The sequence below is a fragment of the Pantoea sp. AG702 genome (assembly GCF_003182295.1).
GTDB classification, from domain to species: Bacteria; Pseudomonadota; Gammaproteobacteria; order Enterobacterales; family Enterobacteriaceae; genus Pantoea; species Pantoea ananatis.
In genome coordinates this window covers 685,909-703,146 of the sequence record NZ_QGTU01000001.1, presented here as the reverse complement: position 1 = coordinate 703,146, position 17,238 = coordinate 685,909, and the positions used below count along the sequence as shown (strand labels likewise).

The window sequence follows — 17,238 nt, the reverse complement described above, 5'->3', positions numbered from 1 at the left end:
CCCCGAGATGACCTTTGCGCAGCCGCCAATAAGTGAGACAGCACGCTTGCCGGGCCTGCCCTGGTAACAACCCTTAAAAGTGACAATGTCACATTTTTACCTACAGAGGATACATGAAGCTTTCATCACCAAACCGCCTGGTTTATGCCATTACACTGGGATTGCTCGCCGCGCTGGGGCCGTTGTGCATTGACCTGTACCTGCCCGCGCTGCCCCAGTTGGCAACGGATCTTCAGACATCGACCTCAACGGCACAGCTCAGCCTGACGGCCGGGCTGCTCGGACTGGGAGCCGGGCAGCTGTTTTTCGGGCCGATGAGCGATAAATTTGGCCGCCTGCGCCCGCTGACATTGTCCCTGGTGCTGCTGTTTATTGCCTCGGTGGGCTGCGCGCTGGCGCAGGACATTAACCAGTTGCTACTGGCTCGCCTGTTTCAGGGACTGGCAGGCGCAGGCGGAGCGGTGCTCTCACGGGCAATTGCTCGTGACATGTACAGTGGTCATGAACTTACCCGCTTTTTTGCCCTGTTAATGCTGGTAAACGGCCTGGCGCCTGTCGCTGCGCCTGTACTGGGCGGCGCACTCATGACCTTTCTGAACTGGCGCGGTATCTTTGTGGTGCTGGGCTGTGTCGCGGTTTTACTTATCCTGCTGGCGCGCGGGAAGCTGCATGAAAGTCTTCCCGCCGGGCGACGCAGTCAGGGATCGGTCTTTTCTGCCTATGCGGCGCTGGGCCAGGTTATTACCCATCGCCCTTTTATGGGATTTTGTCTGACGCAGGGGCTGATGATGTCGGGCATGTTTGCCTATATTGGCGCCTCGCCGTTTGTTCTGCAGGAACGTTATGGCCTGTCACCGCAGGCGTTCAGCCTTTGCTTTGCCGCAAACGGTTTCGGGCTAATCATCGCCTCTCAGACCAGCGCCCGGCTCTGTCCGCTGTGGGGGGAGTTTCGGGTGCTAAAAGGCGGGCTGACGTTGGCAGGCGTGGCATCCAGCCTGTTGCTGATCGCGGGAATAAGTCATGCTCCCCTGCCGCTGTTACTGCTGGCCCTGTTCTTTACCGTTGCCAGTAACGGCGTGATTTCCACGACGGCGGCCTCACTGGCGATGCAAAGCCAGGGGCAGCGCGCCGGTAGCGCTTCAGCCGTGATTGGCGTGACGATGTTTACCCTGGGGGCCATTGCCGTACCGGTGACGGGCATCGGAGGAACATCAGTAATCAGTATGACGCTGACCGTTTTTGGCTGCTACATGCTGGCTATACTGACGTTTATGGCTTTGGCGAAAAAACCGGCATCCGGTGCAAAAACCCTGTGATTCCGCCTGCCCTGATAAAAACAGCTGTCGCTTTGGCTTGTTGTTTACAGGGATGCGCGTTAGCTTTAAAACAGGCGTTGTATTGTGCCAACGAGCGACAGACTTGAGGAGATGTTGATGTCACTGCAGCAGGAAATCATTACCGCACTCGGCGTTAAGCCGACTATCGATCCACAACAGGAAATCCGCACTAGCGTTGATTTCCTAAAAGCGTACTTAACCCGTCACAGCGGCGTTAAGACGTTGGTACTCGGTATCAGCGGCGGACAGGATTCAACCCTGACCGGCAAACTGGCCCAAATGGCAATAACGGAACTTCGGCAAGAAACGGGCGATAAGGACTATACCTTTATCGCGGTGCGCCTGCCTTATGGCGTGCAGGCCGATGAGCAGGACTGTCAGGATGCACTGGCCTTTATCCAGCCGGATCGCTCGCTGGTGGTCAACATTAAAGAAGCGGTGCTGGCCAGCGAGCGGGCGCTGAAAGACGCGGGCATCGTCCTGTCCGATTTTATCCGCGGTAATGAAAAAGCCCGCGAACGTATGAAAGCGCAGTACAGCATTGCCGGCATGACCAAAGGTGTGGTGGTCGGTACCGACCACGGCGCAGAAGCCGTTACCGGTTTCTTCACCAAATATGGCGACGGCGGGAGTGACATCAACCCAATCTTCCGCCTGAATAAACGTCAGGGAAAACAGTTGCTGAAAACCCTAGGCTGTCCCGAGCATCTCTATCTGAAAAAACCCACCGCCGACCTTGAAGACGATCGTCCTGGCCTGCAGGATGAAGTCGCGCTGGGTGTGACATACGACATGATCGATGACTATCTGGAAGGCAAAACCATTGCGCCGGAAAGCGCGAAGATCATTGAAGGCTGGTACCTGAAAACCGAGCACAAGCGTCGTCCGCCTGTGACCGTTTTCGACGATTTCTGGAAATAATCCCCCTCGTCTTTATCCGTTAACATCGCGCCCGGTCAGCTCAGTAGCCGGGCGCTGCCATGTAATAGGTTCCCGATTAAAAACGCTGCCAGTCAGCGTCACCCGCCGCTGCCATCGCGTTGCGGGCAGGAAGTGGCACGCGGTCTGCACGTCCGACCCTGCTGCTTTGGATCGGTGCCTGGCGCTGCGTTTTGGCGAGCGTGAAGGTAGCAACCAGCTGGTTGAGGGTTGAGGCCTGATCCATTAATGAACGGGATGCAGAAGACGCTTCTTCAACCAGAGAGGCATTTTGCTGCGTCACATCATCCATCTGGTTTACGGCCAGGTGCACCTGATTAATCCCTTGAGACTGTTCGTTTGCAGCAACCGAAATCTCATCGACTAAATCGGTCACCTGACGGACCGCGTCTGTCATGCGCGTAATATTGTTACCCACGCCTTCTGCCTGATTCGAGCCGGCTTCCACATGGAGCATAGAAGCTTCAATAAGCGCTTTGATCTCCCTGGCAGAAGAAGACGATCGCTGAGCCAGATTGCGCACTTCCCCTGCCACCACGGCAAAACCACGCCCCTGTTCGCCTGCCCGCGCCGCTTCAACCGCCGCGTTAAGCGCCAGGATATTGGTCTGGAATGCAATACCTTCAATCAACGCGATAATATCGGTAATTTTTGTCGAGCTCGTACGGATATCACCCATGGTCATCAGCATCGCCTTCACGCGTGACGCACTGTCTTCAGAGATATCACGCGCGTTTTGGGCAAGCTGGCTGGCAAGTCGTGTATTTTCTGCCGTCTGACGCACTGTTTCACTCAACTCAGACATGCTGGCAGCCGTCTGTTCCAGGGAGGCAGCCTGCTCTTCCGTACGGGAGGAGAGATCTTCGTTGCCCGCAGAAATTTGTGCGGAAGCCGTGCTGACCGACTGCGCCGCGCTTTCTACTGCGCTGAGGGACAGGGCAACGTTTTCCACCAAATGGTTAAATGCCTTTGCCGTCAGGCCGATTTCATCTCCGCGAGCGTCATCTGCACGTAATGTCAGATCCAGATTTTCGCTCGCGGCTTCCATAGTGTGGCGCATCGCGTTGAGCTGACGACGAATAGCCAAAATGGTTTTAAGCGTAAAAAAGCCCAAAAGCAGTATGGCTGAAGCTGAGCCGGCAATCAGAATGAGTAAAGTATGACGATAGGTGCTGTCATTTTCTTTACGGAGTTGATTACCAATATCCACATTCAGTTGCAGCTGTTTCTGATAATCGTTAATCAGCTGTCGGGTTACCGCACCGATACCGCTATTACCCTGCAGCATCGACAAAGAAACCGCATCGTTCTGTGCGCGTGAGGCGGTGAGAAAAGCAGGCAGATCCGCCTCAATTTTTTTAATGGTGACAAATGCCTTTTCGGTCATCTGTCGATCTTCCTCACTGGAAATATCGTTCTTAAGGTAATTCTGGTTGAGCAGCGAAATATGGTTTAAGACACCGTTGATTTCTTTCTCAATCTGCATCTGCTTAGCGGGATCGGTCATGCTCTGATGATGGTAGAGCGCGATGATAATGGCGTTGCTGCCATCAACCATTTTGGCGATATCAGTAATAGAAGGAAGAGTATTTTCCTGCACATACTGGAAACGGTATTGAAAACCGTCCGCGACAGAAATCGCCACGATAACCATGGTTATCAGCGCCATGCAGAGAAGAGAAAAGGTCAGTAAAAGCCGCTGTGTTATAGTCATATTTTTCACCTGGTTGTAATTAAAACAGTTAATTCGTCTAAAAATTTCAGACGCAGACCTTAACTATCGACATAAAAAGGTGATAACAGCGCCCAAAACAGGCATTGTTTATTAAGCATTTAACGTGGATGAATCATTTGAAAAACAATAAGTTATTGTTATCATGACTCATAAAAAAACACATCGTTACGCACTGTAATAAATCCTTAACCAATTCTTAACGTTCCACCCTGTTTTGGCGCTCGCGGACGGAAATCCATGAAACCTAATCCTGTGGTCATTCCCCTTTGCCTGCGCAGGGTTGATGCGCTTGCGAGGCTCGTCAATAGAGGGAAAGCCCCAACGGGTTGGATTGCGATCGGCAAAAGGCGTTATGCAACCTGTTAATCAGGCCATTCATGAAGGGCGTTGAGGGAAAAACGTTGCTCCGCACAGGGCCTGTTACAGGTTCCCGTGGGGGAATACCTGATGGACAGGCTACATGCTTACCGTTAGCATACTTCGCGCTCGCTGCCCGCTGGCGGCTCCTTTAAACGTTGAGTTTTATGCCTGCTAACTTATCACGCGCAACCTTAATTGGTTTGAGTGCGATTCTGCTCTGGAGCACCACCCTTGGCCTGTTGCGCAGCGTCAGTGAGGCGTTTGGCCCGACCGGCGGCGCCGCGCTGATTTATTCCACGACAGCGATTTTACTGTGCCTCACGCGCGGCATCCCCCATCCGCGTTCCCTGCCAGGGCGCTATCTGCTTGTGGGCGGCACCCTGTTTGTCGGCTATGAAATTTGCCTGGCGCTGGCGATTGGTCTCGCCAGCAACCGTCAACAGTCGCTGGAACTAGGGATGATCAACTATCTCTGGCCATGTCTGACCATCCTGCTGGCCATTCCGCTTAATCAACAGCGTTTTCGCCTGTGGCTGTGGCCCGGACTGCTGCTTTCCCTGTGCGGAATCATCTGGGTGATGAAGGGCACCAACGAAGATGTACTGGGCCAGATGACGCAGAATATGACCCGCAATCCCACAGCCTACCTGCTGGCGTTTATTGCGGCATTAACGTGGGCACTCTACAACAACATCACGCGCCGCTTTGCACGTGGCAGCAACGGCGTCACCCTGTTTTTTGTGGTGACGGCTCTGGCGCTGTGGCTCAAATTCGCGTTGTTCACCCCTCAGGAAACCATGCAGTTTAGCCTGACGGCTGCTGCAGAAGTGCTGTTTATGGGCGCATCGACGGCGCTTGCCTATTCAGCCTGGAACTATGGTATCCAGCATGGCAACCTGACGCTGCTGGCGACCGCATCCTACTTCACGCCGGTGCTCTCGGCGCTGCTGGCCTCGCTGTGGCTGGACCTGGTGCCGGCGGTGAGTTTCTGGCAGGGCGTCGCCCTGATTACCGCCGGGTCGCTACTTTGCTGGCTGGCGACCCGACGTTTATAAATCTCAGACTGGCGAACGTTTAACCTGCCTGTTACACTGTATGGACAACCAGTACAGGAGTCCGTTTTGGTAAGACGTGCAGCGACCCATCGCCTCGAATTTGACGCGGCAACCATTTATGAATACCCGGAGCATTTGCGTGAATGGCTGGAAGGCCTGCCCAATCAGCCCGGCGTTTATACCTTTCATGGCGACAGCGAGACCTTGCCGTTGTACATCGGCAAAAGTGTGAATCTGCGTTCGCGTGTGATGTCCCATTTTCGTACGCCTGACGAAGCAAAGATGTTGCGACAGTCGCGGCGCGTCAGTTGGATCCCTACGGCGGGCGATCTCGGTGCGCTGTTGCTGGAAGCGCAGATGATCAAAACGCAGCAGCCCCTGTTTAATAAACGTCTGCGCAAAAACCGCCAGCTCTGTTCGCTGCGCATTACTCCAGAGGGTAAACCGGACGTCGTCTATGCCCGTGACGTCGATTTTAGTCAGTCACCGAATCTGTTTGGGCTTTACCGCAGTCGTTTTGCCGCGCTGGAACGCCTGAAACAGCTCGCCGATGAATATCAGCTCTGCCACGGTTTACTCGGTCTGGAAGCGGTGAGTGCCAGCCGGGGCTGTTTCCGCTCTGCCCTGCGCCGTTGTGCCGGGGCCTGCTGTGGCAAGGAGCCCGTCAGCGATCATCAGGACAGGCTGCTGTCTGCGCTGGAGAGCGTGCGGGTATTCTGCTGGCCGTGGCAGGGTGCCGTGGCGCTGGTGGAGGAAGGCAAACACATGACGCAGATCCACGTTATCGATCACTGGTTTTATCTGGGCTCGGTAAACACGATCGAAGAGGCAAAAGCCCTTAAACGTGGCAAAGGTGGATTCGATCATGACGGCTACAAAATTCTCTGCACCCCGGTGCTGTCTGGCAACTACCCTGTTATTCCCCTCTAACATAAAAAAAACCGCCGACACTGCCCACATCACGTGGACAAGGCCGGCGGTCTTCAACCGTGTTTACTGATTAACGTACAGCTTATTGCGCGGGTGCAGGTGCAGGCGCCAGTTTGCCGTGCATCGGACGTTTTTCAGTCAGGTGCTTTTCAAAATTGGCGTTGTACTGTTTTTTCTGCTCCGGCGTCAGCACGTTATACAGCTTATTCTGCGTTTCCATCATGGCAACCGCGTTTGCTTTCGCGTTGGCCGTCATTTTGTCTGCCTGGGCTTCAGCCTGGGCTTTATCAAAGCTGTCAGAGGCGATGATGGCATGGGTTGCACGACGCTCATCCAGTGACGGACGCTGCATTTCACCACGGCGCTCTTTCATAATTTCATGCATTTTGGTTTTTTGATCGGCGGTCAGATTCAGACCGCCGAACATCATATCCATACCGTGCCGCATTGGTTTATGCATCGGCTTTTCCGTGCCTGCCGGTGGCGGTGTCAGATTATCTGCCTCAGCATGAACAACCGATGCCGCGCCAAATGCCAGAGTAGAAGCCAGTAACAGAGAAGTTAATTTACGCATCACAGTGTCCTTTTTATTCACTTGTTCAGTTTCGTAACGACAGCACTCTGTCGCGTCTTCGGAAACAAGCATACGACGCTGAACGTCAATTACTGCGAGCGAGAGTAAAAGCGTGAAAGCGCAAAAGCCACAATTCAGGCAATCATGGAGGGATTAAGAAGAAAGCGGTGAGAAATTGAAAAAGAGTATGAATAATCAGGAGATTTCGGATAAATCGTGGAGAATTGTAATGCCTTTAGCAGTAAAGCGGAAGGTGTCTTCCGCCTTTTTATTTGGATAAGGTCAGAGAGGCAATGCCTGGGTTTGTTCGCTTTCTTCAACCAACATCAGGCCCGCCCGCAGCCCCAGCGCAACACGCGGGTTAGGAAACAATACATACTCCCGCGCCTGCTGCACGAAATAGCGTTTTTCCCCGTCTTCAGCCAGTAAGGCCCCCTGCGGGAAGGCGGTGAAGTTTTTGGTGTCATCACTCATATGAAGCTGAAAGTTCTCGCTGTGGCGGGTGATCTGCTGGCTTACCCGATAGCGGCGCGGAACGGATTGCGCTTCCGGTAAGGTCTCGCCATACAACAATGCTGCCAGAGCCTGGGCAGCCGCGCTAAACTGGGTTAAATCGTTTTCGCCAAAGGGCCGGGCCTGCCCCAACTCCAGCGTACAGCTGGCTGCGCCGAAATGCTCACAGCTGAAATGGGTGAAGGTGCCCGCTGGCGAGCGGTGGAAAACCAGCGCCTCCAGTCCGGCTACCGCCAGCCAGTGCAAAAACGCTGCCGGCCATGGCCGATCGTTTCTGGGCATTACGCCAAAACGCGTGTGATAAGAACCGCGCAGGGCCGTATGCATGTCAAGGTGCCAGCGGGTTTCATCACACTCGCCCAGTTGCCAGAAATTCTCCAGCGTTTGTTCCAGCCGCAGCACTCGCCGCGCCTCATCCCCGTCATCAATCTGCTGCCAGCGTCCACCGAACAGTCGGTTAATGTCGTAGGCCACATAGCGTTTTCCTGCGCGCAGCGCCGAGGGATTACCCAATACCACCAGCATGCGCTGCTGAAGCGGCTTCTCGCCCTGAAGTAAGGGAGTGATGAGCTGGTTAAGCATTTCTACAGGGGCAGTCTCATTGCCGTGAACCCCTGCAGAAAGCACCAGCGCCTGTTTAACCGGCGTTTTGGGCTCCATGAGAAGAATACCGTGATACAACCACTGCCAGCGAAGATGCGCCGTCTCACCTTTACGCTTACGCGGTGCTTCACCAGACAGCGTCTGCTGTAAAAAGTCCTGCATCGTTCCTCCTTAAAACCGGAAGCGGGCAGCCCTCATGGCAGCGCCTGCTTCACTGCTGAAATGCATACACATTTCCTAAGTCTAGCAGTCTGGTCAATTCATCAAGGGCAACCCGCCCTTCCTGCAGCAATTGCGGATCGGTTAAATCGTCTTGCGTTAGCCTGTCGCGGTAGTGACGGTCGACCCACTGGTTGAGCGTGGTGAACAGGCGATCGTTCATCAGTACCGCAGGATTCACCGCCCGTTGCTCATCTGGCGTTAACACCACGCGCAGACGCAGGCAGGCCGGTCCACCGCCATTATGCATGCTTTCCCGCAAATCAAATACCTGTAATGACTGCAACGGTCCATCGCGTTCTACCTGCTCGCTCAGGTAGCGCCATACGCCAGGATGCTGGCGGGACTCTTCGGGCAGCACCAGCATCATGCTGCCGTCGGCACGGGTCAGAAGCTGGCTGTTAAACAGATAGGTGCTCACCGCATCCTGCACGGAAACCCGGGAGGTTGGCACTTCAAGCGCGACAAACCCCGGAACACATTCGTGCAAGAGACGCAGTAAAGCGGGCTGATCGACAAATGCCTGCTGATGGCAGAACAGCATTTGCTGATTGCTGACCGCAATGACATCGTTGTGGAAAACGCCCTGATCGATGACCTCCGGATTTTGCTGAGCAAAGATCACCTTGTCGGAGGCAAGCTGATGAAGACGGGCGACGGCTTCGCTGGCCTCGCGGGTTTGTCGGGCAGGATAACGCTGCGGGGTCGAGCCAGACTGGTTATCACGACCGTAAATAAACAGTTGTACGCCAGCATCGCCATAATCGCCGCCCAGACGATTATGGTTGGCGGCGCCTTCATCGCCAAACAGCGCGACCTGAGGCAGCGCATCATGCACGGAAAAATGGGCCGGATCGCGAAATATGGCCCGCAACAGCGCCGCCGTTTCCGGGGCTTCAATCGCGCGATGAAATTTATTATTGAGGTTGGCAACGGTAAAATGCACACGACGATCGGCGCTGTCGGCAGAAGGCGAAACCGTGGCGGCATTTGCCACCCACATCGCCGAGGCTGAACTCGCTGCGGACAGCAGCGCCGGTGCGGTTTTCCCTGCTTTTTCCAGCACCTGTGCGTCGCTGCCGCTAAAGCCCAACTGACGCAGCACGGCGATATTAGGCCGCTCATGGGGCGGTATCACGCCCTGAACGAATCCCATATCGGCCAGGGCTTTCATTTTCAACAAGCCCTGCTTTGCCGCCAGGCGCGGGTTCGACGGCTGTCGCTGGTGACGCGTGGAGGCTTCGTTGCCAAATGACAAGCCCGCATAATGGTGGGTCAGCCCGACCAGACCGTCGAAATTCGCTTCAATGGCTTTCATTAACGGGCTCCTTGCGGCGAAAAGTCGAGGCCCGGCGATAAGGCTTCAGGAAGGCTAAGCTCAGGTGATTCCAGCGAGGCCATCGGCCAGGCACAGTAATCCGCCGCATACCACGCGCTGGCACGGTGGTTGCCCGATGCACCAATACCGCCAAAAGGTGCCGTGCTGGCGGCGCCCGTCAGGGGTTTATTCCAGTTCACGATCCCGGCCCGCGCTTCCAGCAGCAGTTGTTCAAACTGTGCACGCGAGGGCGAAATCAAGCCGCATGACAGACCATAGCGCGTCTGGTTGGCCAGACGAATTGCCTGAGGATAATCGTCATAACGGATCACGCCCAGCAGCGGCCCGAACACTTCCTCATCAGGCAGACCGTCCACCGCCGTCAGATCAATAATCCCCGGGGTTAATAATGCCTGTTGGCGATCGGGCCAGCGCATCGTCAGCAGCACCTTGCCGCCCGCCGCGACGCGCTGCTGCCATTCGGCATAAATTTTTTCGGCAGCGGCGCAGGAGATGACGCTGCCCATAAAAGGTTGGGGACTGGCGTTCCAGGCGCCCGGCTGCAGCCTTCCTGCCACCTCGATCAGCCGCTGCAGGAAGGCATCGCCTGCAGCACCGCGCCTGACCAGCAAACGTCGGGCGCAGGTACAGCGCTGACCTGCGGTAATAAACGCCGACTGAATCGCAACATGCACCGCGCCCTCAATATCCGCTGGATCTTCAACGATCAGTGCATTGTTACCGCCCATTTCCAACGCCAGCATTTTTTCCGGCTGCCCGGCAAACTGGCGATGTAACTGATAACCGGTATGCGCGCTGCCGGTAAACAGCAGCCCGTCAATCTCCTGTTCCGCCGCCAGCGCCTGACCGGTTTCACGGCCGCCCTGGACCAGCCCGATGACGCCGGCAGGTACGCCCGCCGCCTGCCACAGCTGCACTGTTTTTTCTGCGGTCGCAGGCGTAAGTTCGCTGGGTTTAAACACAACACAGTTTCCCGCCAGCAAGGCCGGCACAATGTGCCCGTTGGGCAAATGTCCCGGAAAGTTATAGGGGCCAAATACCGCCAGCACGCCATGAGGACGATGACGCAAGGCGCTGTCGCCCTGCTGCTGTTCCCCGGTGCGCTGATGATAGGCCTTCACTGAAATACCAATTTTATTGATCATTGCGGTGACTTCGGTCAGGGCTTCCCAGCGCGGCTTGCCCGTTTCCTGCGCGATACACTCGGCCAGGGCCGTTTTATGTGCCTCAAGCTCTGCCGCAAAGCGTTCGACCAGGGCCTGACGCGCGGCAAACGGCTGTCTCGCCCATGCCGGAAATGCCGCCCGCGCCGCCTGGCAGGCCGCGCTCACCTGCGCCGTTGAGGCCGCTGAACCTTGCCACAGGATTTCACCGCTGACCGGATCCTGTTTGGAAAAATGCACCGACTCGCCATTGAGCCAGTGTCCGTTAATCAGGTGCGTCATGCTTTTTTCTCCTCGCTCCACAGCGTCACGACGCGCAGGCTGTCGCCCGGCTGGCAGTGTAACGCCTGCAGCTGTTCATCATTGAGCTGAACACTTTTCGCCATGGGTTCGACAGGTAAAAGTGCAACACGAAACTGGTGATAATCGCTATTCGCGACTAAACAGAGCGGCGCATCCTGTGGCGCATCCCCCCGTTGAGCCGTCAGTACCCGGCTTTCGCGCACCGCACGAATGTCGTCGATATCGCACTCCAGCGTGGGGCCACCATCGAAGATGTCGATATACTGGCGATAGCGAAAGCCTTCGGCTTCCAGCACCGCACGCGCGGGGGCCGTTTTGGGATGTACCTGACCAATAACGGCCTGCGCTTCTGGCGTCAGATAGTGCAGATAAAGCGGGTGCTTGGGCATCAGTTCGGCGATAAAGGCTTTTTGCCCAGTGCCACTCAGAAAATCGGCTTTGCGAAATTCCATTGAAAAGAAGTGAATGCCCACGCTGTCCCAGAACGGTGAATGCCCCTGCTCATCACTGACGCCGCGCATTTCGGCAACCACCCGCTCCATAAAGTATTCACGGAAGTTCGCCATAAACAGAAAACGGGATTTCGACAGGAGATAACCGTTTTTGCCATCGCGGTAATCGGCATCCAGGAACAGCGTGCAGAGTTCGCTGCTGCCGGTATGATCGTTACTCAGCGATAAGGTCGGTAAGGCGGCGTAAACGTTCAGCTCTTTCGAGGCGTGCACCTGTGTTCCTACACGAAAGTTATACCAGGGTTCCTGCAGCCCAACCGCAACCTCAATGGCGCAGATCCCCACCGCACGATTATCCTGGCTGTCGGCCAGTACAAACACATAGCCCTGCTCGGCCCGCGGCAAACTGCCCTGCCAGGTTTGCAGCGATCGCTCAATTCGGGCCTGTAAGGTGGCGCTGTCAACCGGCAACGAGGTCAGCCCGCCGCCCGTTTTCGCCGCCAGTTCCATCAGTTGGCTGAGATCGTCCCGTTCGACCGGACGGATCACCATCATGATGCCTTTCCTTGTAGCAGGTGTTCACACGCCTGGGCAAAACGCGCCATGCCGGTCTTCACTTCCTGCTCGCTGATGTTGAGCGCAGGCGCGAAGCGCACCACGTTGGCTCCGGCAATCAGCACCATGACGCCATATTCCGCGGCGATAAGGTTGATCTGTTTCGCCTTGCCCGCAAAGTCGTCGCTGAGCACGGCACCGATCAGTAACCCCAGCCCGCGCACCTCTTTAAACAGGTGCAGACGCTGATTAAGGTCGTTTAGCGCCGCGACAATCCAGTCATGACGTTGCGTGACACCGGCCATCACTTCAGGCTGGTTAATCAGTTCCATGACTTTTCCGGCCACTGCGCCCGCCAGCGGATTGCCGCCATAGGTCGTTCCGTGGGTACCTACGCCCATGACCTGAGCCAGATCCTCGCGCGTCAGCATCGCCCCTATAGGAAACCCGCCGCCCAGCGCTTTAGCACTGGTTAGCACGTCCGGCGTCACGCCATAGTGCATATAAGCGTAAAGCGCGCCGGTCCGGCCCACGCCGCTCTGCACTTCGTCGAAAATTAACAGTGCGTCATGTTTATCGCACAGTTCACGCAGCCCACGCAGGAAGGCGGGTTCGGCGGGCACGACGCCGCCTTCCCCCTGAATGGGCTCGACAATCACGGCGCAGGTGCTGTCGTTGATCAGGTCTGCCGCAGAGGCAAGGTCATTAAAGGCGGCGTGCTGAATGTCCGCAGGGAGCGGCGCAAAATCCCGTGAATAGGCGGGCTGGCCACCCGCTGAGACCGTAAACAGCGTACGGCCATGAAAGGCATTTTTAAACGCCACGATGCCGCTTTTATGCTGCCCGACTCTGTCATGTGCCACTTTACGGGCCAGCTTAAGCGCCGCCTCGTTAGCCTCGGCACCGGAGTTACAAAAGAAAACCCGATCGGCAAAGGTGGCATCAATCAACTGCTTCGCCAGGCGTAAAACGGGTTCATTGGTGTAGCCGTTGCCCGTGTGCCAGAGGCGTGAGGCTTGATCCTGAAGTGCCTGCTGGAGAGCGGGATGCGCATGCCCGAGCGCATTAACGGCAATACCCCCGGCAAAATCGATATAGTCTTTTCCCTGCTGATCCCAGAGGGTTGAACCTTCAGCACGGACGGGTACAAAGCTGGCGGGTGCATAAACGGGCATCATCCATTGATCAAAATCCTGACGCGAAACCTGCAGTGACATAGCCCTTCTCCTGTTCCCCAGCGGGTAACGTATTTGTATGTTAATTGTTAAAAATATAATAAATCTCGCCCTACTCTAGTTTGCAGATAGCGTGCCAGCCAAGGACTAAAATGCATAAAACAAGCTGGGTTTAGTAATATCAACAGGTTACGAAAGGCCACCATTCACTTATTTTGCATAAATAGTGAATAGTTATCTGACAAAGGCGGGATGGCAGAGCTTTTTAAAGCAGAATTATGCATTTGCGGGATGAAATATCGCTTTTGTGATCGCTGATAAACTATCTGCTCAAAATAGTGCAGCAACCGCCTTAAATCAGGGCAGTTGCACGGCTGTCGTGCAGAGGAGGATAAGTATTAGAGATAACGTTAATGCGACAGACATGATTTTTATCGGCGTAATTTAAAAAAGTGATAAAAAAATACTCACCCTCTCAATTTAAATATATTTATATGAAACTGGTAATATTGTTTCGCAGGTTATCATCAGAGCGTTAATAAATTACCGATCGCCGATTTAATTATCACTAAGCAACCTAATGGTTAACCATCAAACCTGTTTTGTTCATTTATTGCACGAGGTGTGTTGATTATTTAGACAGAAAGGCTAGCAATATCATTTTTTTGCCATATTGCATTTCCCCTTTCTATAAAAATCACTAATCATCTGTTTTATATGCTTTTCTTGCATTTACATTGCTGGCAGGGTCATAAGAAAAAGCACTGACAGGTAGCACCATCGCCGCCAGACTGGCTTGATTGGGATTTAGTTCCTTAAAATACACAATTAGTTACACTTATTGCGCTAGGCTGAATTAACAATTTGTGTCATTTTCTTTTCACCCCAACAGAGGGGAAATAATAATATAACCACAGGGTAAATAATAAATGATGAAGCGCACATTAGTGGCGGCATTAATGCCGTTACTGATCGGTCTGTCTACTGCTCAGGCCGCACAGATTTATAATAAAGACGGGAATAAGCTGGATTTACAGGGCAAGGTTAACGTTTCGCACTATTTTTCTGACGATCAGTCAAATAACGGCGATCTTACTTCCTATGCCCGTATCGGTTTTAAAGGTGAAACGGCCATTACCGACAAACTCACCGGTTACGGTTTCTGGCAGTACCAGTACAGCGTGAAAAACTCTGAAGGTAGTGATGCTAACAACGGCAACAAAACCCGTTTAGGTTATGCCGGTCTGAAATATGGCGAGCTGGGTTCACTGGACTACGGCCGTAACTACGGCCTGGTTTATGACGCATTAAGCTATACCGATATGTTGCCTGTCTGGGGCGGTGATTCTGCCTACAACGACGCCTTCCTGACCGCTCGTTCAGGTGGTGTGCTGACGTGGCGCAATAAAGACTTCTTTGGTCTGGTAAAAGGCTGGAACGTCGCGGCTCAGTACGAAGGCAAGAACGATCGTAGCTCAACCAACACTCCTGGTCTTCAGGTCAGCCGTGCGAATGGCGATGGCTTTGCGCTGTCTACCTCTTATGACTTTGATTTTGGTTTGAGTTTTGCGGGTGCTTACGCCAGCCTGCAACGTACCCAGGCACAAAACGCAGCGACCTTCGGCCGTGGCGACAAAGGTCAGGTATGGGCAACATCTGTCAAGTATGATGCAAACCAGATTTATCTGGCGGCGATGTACGGTGAAACGCTTAACGCCACCCCCATGCCATCAAGTGCAACTGGCTTTGCCAACAAAGCGCAGAACATGGAATTTGTTGCACAGTATCAGTTCCTGAACGGCTTGCGCCCTTCTGTAAGTTATGTGACCTCTAAAGGCAAAGATATTGAAGGGATCGGTGATGCCGACCTGTATAAATACTCTTCTGTGGGCGCGACTTACTACTTTAACAAAAACATGTCAGTGTACGGTGAATACCGTATCAACCTGCTTAAGAAAAATAATCCGTTGGGTCTGGCGACAGATGACATCACGGCAGTGGGTCTGGTCTACCAGTTCTAATCGTTTACCCTCATTGCAAAACGGCCCGGCCTGTGTCTGACGGGCCGTTTTTTCATCCGCCAGCCTAAGCCCGATCTTCCCACTCACACTTCAACCCCCTTTAGCAGCGCCAACGCTGGGAGTGAGAAATCACGTCGACGTTCAACAGCCTGCGGGTTCAATAATCACCCGCGCTGTCAGTTCGCGGATAAGATTTTCGATGATGTCAGCGCGTGCACTTCCGTCTGAAGATATCTCCGCAATCCCGGACGGGATCGGTAAAAGACACAAATGTCGCCTCGAGTCTGACCCGAGAAGGTGAATACGTCTGTGCATCCAGGCTGGCAGCAAGAAGAATCAAGGCAACCCGGTGATCGCCATTTTTAAAGGATCGCAGGCACTTTCCCGCACGACAACAGACTCTCTCGCTCTATAACCTTGCTTATTCGCTAAAACTCAGGCTGTTACTGGACGACGGCATCTGGACAGCACCGTCAACCGCGGGCTCATCCATCGACAATGGCGCTTGCACTTTCAGGGTGATCCAGTTTGAAGTGACGCGCTGCTGTTTACTGTCTTCCACCGTGACCGACAGACGGTACTCATTGCTGGCGCCCGGCGTGCTGTCCCAGGGGGGAACGATCACGCTCCAGCCATCAATGGCATTATTGTTCGGCGGTGATGTCAGGCTCAGTGCCTGAGTATCGCCCTGCCAGCTCAGCGCCTTAATGCTATGACTGGCGCGCAGTTGCAGCTTGAGCGGTACGCTCTCACCGGGATTAAGCTGCCACGGCGGCGTCGCCAGGAATACAGACAGCGTTTTACGCTGCCTGTAGGCCATCACCGGGTTTTGGCTGCGCGTCACCGTGTCGTAGCGGCTGCCCCGTAGGGAGCGCGCTTCCGCGACGTTATTGGCATCCAGCTGCTTGCTCAGCGCGACCCCAAAGCGGTAATTGAGTTTGAGGCCAAGCTGATCCTGGCTCTCTCCGGCACTGCTGGTTTTGTGGCTGGCCGAAATGGTCACCAGCGGCACGGGCGTATAAGACAACCCCAGCGAGAGCGCCGCCGGGTTATGGTAACGGTTGCCGCTGTTAAACAGGTCAACCTTTTCCCCCAGATATTGCTGATAGCTGAATGATACGCCCAGCTGACGATAGAACGGCAAATAGCTTTGGGTGGTGATGTCGTAACCTTCGGCCATGCGGGACTGCTGGCTGTCACCGCGATTACGCCATCCGGACAAGGGATGATAGTAGTTAGCAGAAAAGCGCAGATTGTTGCTCCAGGCCTCAGTGCCCACCGAGGCGCGCTGAAGTCCAGTGCGAAAGCTACGATCGATAAAACTGTTGTACCCCAACAGCCAGTTGCCTGCGTCCCAGCGCTGACCCAGTCCGGCATTACCTACCACGCCTTCAACAGAGTCGTGCAGCCCAAGCTGACTGAACGTAAGGTAGCGATTCTCATCAGCCAGCGGGCTAAACAGATTGCCGCCGGTGCCGTCAAAGTTGCCGGCCATGTCCACGTTTAAGTTGAACTCGGCGTTGCCATAAGGCGACAGTAAAGACTGCCCTTCACTCTCAACCCGCGTCGCCACTTCGTCGCGCAGTCGGTCAAAAGCCCACTGCCCGGCCTGCTCGCCCAGGGTCAGATCACTGCTGCTTTCATTGGCTTCCGCAATACTTTTAGCCGCCTTCGCCAGCTTTTTGCTCCAGTCATGGTTATCTTCGACGTTGCCAAGAGAAGGAAGATCGTCCAGTGACTGGCGAAAACGCGTGGGATCGCTAAAAGGGGTTTCCGACACCTGATGATCCGTTTGCAGCGCACCGGCGGGCAGCGCCAGAAGCGCAGTCAGAGCAGCGAGAGAGAAAGTCACAGGTCTAAACATCAAATCATTACGTCCGGGCATAAAAATCATCAGGTGGTTTCTCAATGAGAATGATAAAACCAGCGCTAATTATTTTAGCATAATGTGACCCAGATTCATGA

13 protein-coding genes are annotated in these 17,238 nt (G+C 54.5%); 5 read left to right on the top strand and 8 right to left on the bottom strand.

Annotation, left to right across the window (positions count from 1 at the left end):
- The first annotated feature begins 113 nt into the window (after positions 1 to 113).
- Both DFO57_RS03360 and nadE read left to right on the top strand, forming a co-directional pair.
- Positions 114 to 1,316, top strand: a complete 1,203-nt coding sequence (locus tag DFO57_RS03360) for a multidrug effflux MFS transporter (protein WP_110015080.1) — start codon at positions 114 to 116, stop codon at positions 1,314 to 1,316.
- Between the two features lie 117 nt (positions 1,317 to 1,433).
- Positions 1,434 to 2,258 carry an ammonia-dependent NAD(+) synthetase gene (nadE, locus tag DFO57_RS03355; protein WP_014605972.1) on the top strand — a complete coding sequence of 275 codons (825 nt, stop codon included), beginning with the start codon at positions 1,434 to 1,436 and terminating at the stop codon, positions 2,256 to 2,258.
- 76 nt (positions 2,259 to 2,334) lie between these two features.
- On the opposite strand, the gene DFO57_RS03350 is transcribed toward nadE, so the two are convergent.
- Positions 2,335 to 3,990, bottom strand: a complete 1,656-nt coding sequence (locus DFO57_RS03350; RefSeq protein WP_110015079.1) for a methyl-accepting chemotaxis protein — start codon at positions 3,988 to 3,990, stop codon at positions 2,335 to 2,337.
- A gap of 545 nt (positions 3,991 to 4,535) precedes the next feature.
- Here DFO57_RS03350 and yddG point away from each other — a divergent pair.
- Both yddG and cho read left to right on the top strand, forming a co-directional pair.
- A complete protein-coding gene (gene yddG, locus DFO57_RS03345) occupies positions 4,536 to 5,426 on the top strand; it encodes an aromatic amino acid DMT transporter YddG (RefSeq protein ID WP_110015078.1) in 891 nt (296 codons plus the stop codon).
- Positions 5,427 to 5,492: 66 nt separating this feature from the next.
- Entirely contained in the window at positions 5,493 to 6,356 is an 864-nt protein-coding gene (gene cho, locus DFO57_RS03340) for an excinuclease Cho (protein ID WP_110015077.1), read from the top strand.
- A gap of 82 nt (positions 6,357 to 6,438) precedes the next feature.
- Here cho and spy read toward each other — a convergent pair whose 3' ends face one another.
- The 6 genes from spy to DFO57_RS03310 all read right to left on the bottom strand — a co-directional run bounded on the left by spy (position 6,439) and on the right by DFO57_RS03310 (position 13,294).
- Positions 6,439 to 6,930: an ATP-independent periplasmic protein-refolding chaperone Spy gene (gene spy / locus DFO57_RS03335; protein ID WP_014605976.1), complete on the bottom strand. Its 492-nt coding sequence runs from the start codon at positions 6,928 to 6,930 to the stop codon at positions 6,439 to 6,441.
- A 282-nt stretch (positions 6,931 to 7,212) separates the two neighbouring features.
- Complete coding sequence (gene astE, locus DFO57_RS03330; RefSeq protein WP_013025560.1) at positions 7,213 to 8,208, bottom strand: succinylglutamate desuccinylase; 996 nt, start codon at positions 8,206 to 8,208, stop codon at positions 7,213 to 7,215.
- Positions 8,209 to 8,257: 49 nt separating this feature from the next.
- Positions 8,258 to 9,583 (bottom strand): N-succinylarginine dihydrolase, encoded by a 1,326-nt coding sequence (gene astB, locus DFO57_RS03325; protein WP_110015076.1) that lies wholly within the window; start codon positions 9,581 to 9,583, stop codon positions 8,258 to 8,260.
- Positions 9,583 to 11,049 (bottom strand): succinylglutamate-semialdehyde dehydrogenase, encoded by a 1,467-nt coding sequence (gene astD / locus DFO57_RS03320; RefSeq protein ID WP_014605979.1) that lies wholly within the window; start codon positions 11,047 to 11,049, stop codon positions 9,583 to 9,585. Before astD ends, astB begins: the two co-directional genes overlap by 1 nt.
- On the bottom strand, positions 11,046 to 12,077 hold the full coding sequence (gene astA / locus DFO57_RS03315; RefSeq protein WP_014593580.1) for an arginine N-succinyltransferase: 1,032 nt from the start codon (positions 12,075 to 12,077) through the stop codon (positions 11,046 to 11,048). The genes astD and astA overlap by 4 nt, the downstream gene beginning before the upstream one ends.
- Positions 12,074 to 13,294, bottom strand: coding sequence for an aspartate aminotransferase family protein (locus DFO57_RS03310; RefSeq protein ID WP_014605980.1), 1,221 nt, complete (start codon positions 13,292 to 13,294; stop codon positions 12,074 to 12,076). The genes astA and DFO57_RS03310 overlap by 4 nt, the downstream gene beginning before the upstream one ends.
- Before the next feature lie 887 nt (positions 13,295 to 14,181).
- Between DFO57_RS03310 and DFO57_RS03305 the strand changes: the two genes are divergently transcribed.
- Positions 14,182 to 15,273 carry a porin OmpC gene (locus DFO57_RS03305; RefSeq protein WP_013025555.1) on the top strand — a complete coding sequence of 364 codons (1,092 nt, stop codon included), beginning with the start codon at positions 14,182 to 14,184 and terminating at the stop codon, positions 15,271 to 15,273.
- A gap of 421 nt (positions 15,274 to 15,694) precedes the next feature.
- Here DFO57_RS03305 and DFO57_RS03300 read toward each other — a convergent pair whose 3' ends face one another.
- A complete protein-coding gene (locus tag DFO57_RS03300; protein WP_110015075.1) occupies positions 15,695 to 17,167 on the bottom strand; it encodes a YchO/YchP family invasin in 1,473 nt (490 codons plus the stop codon).
- Between the last annotated feature and the right edge of the window lie 71 nt (positions 17,168 to 17,238).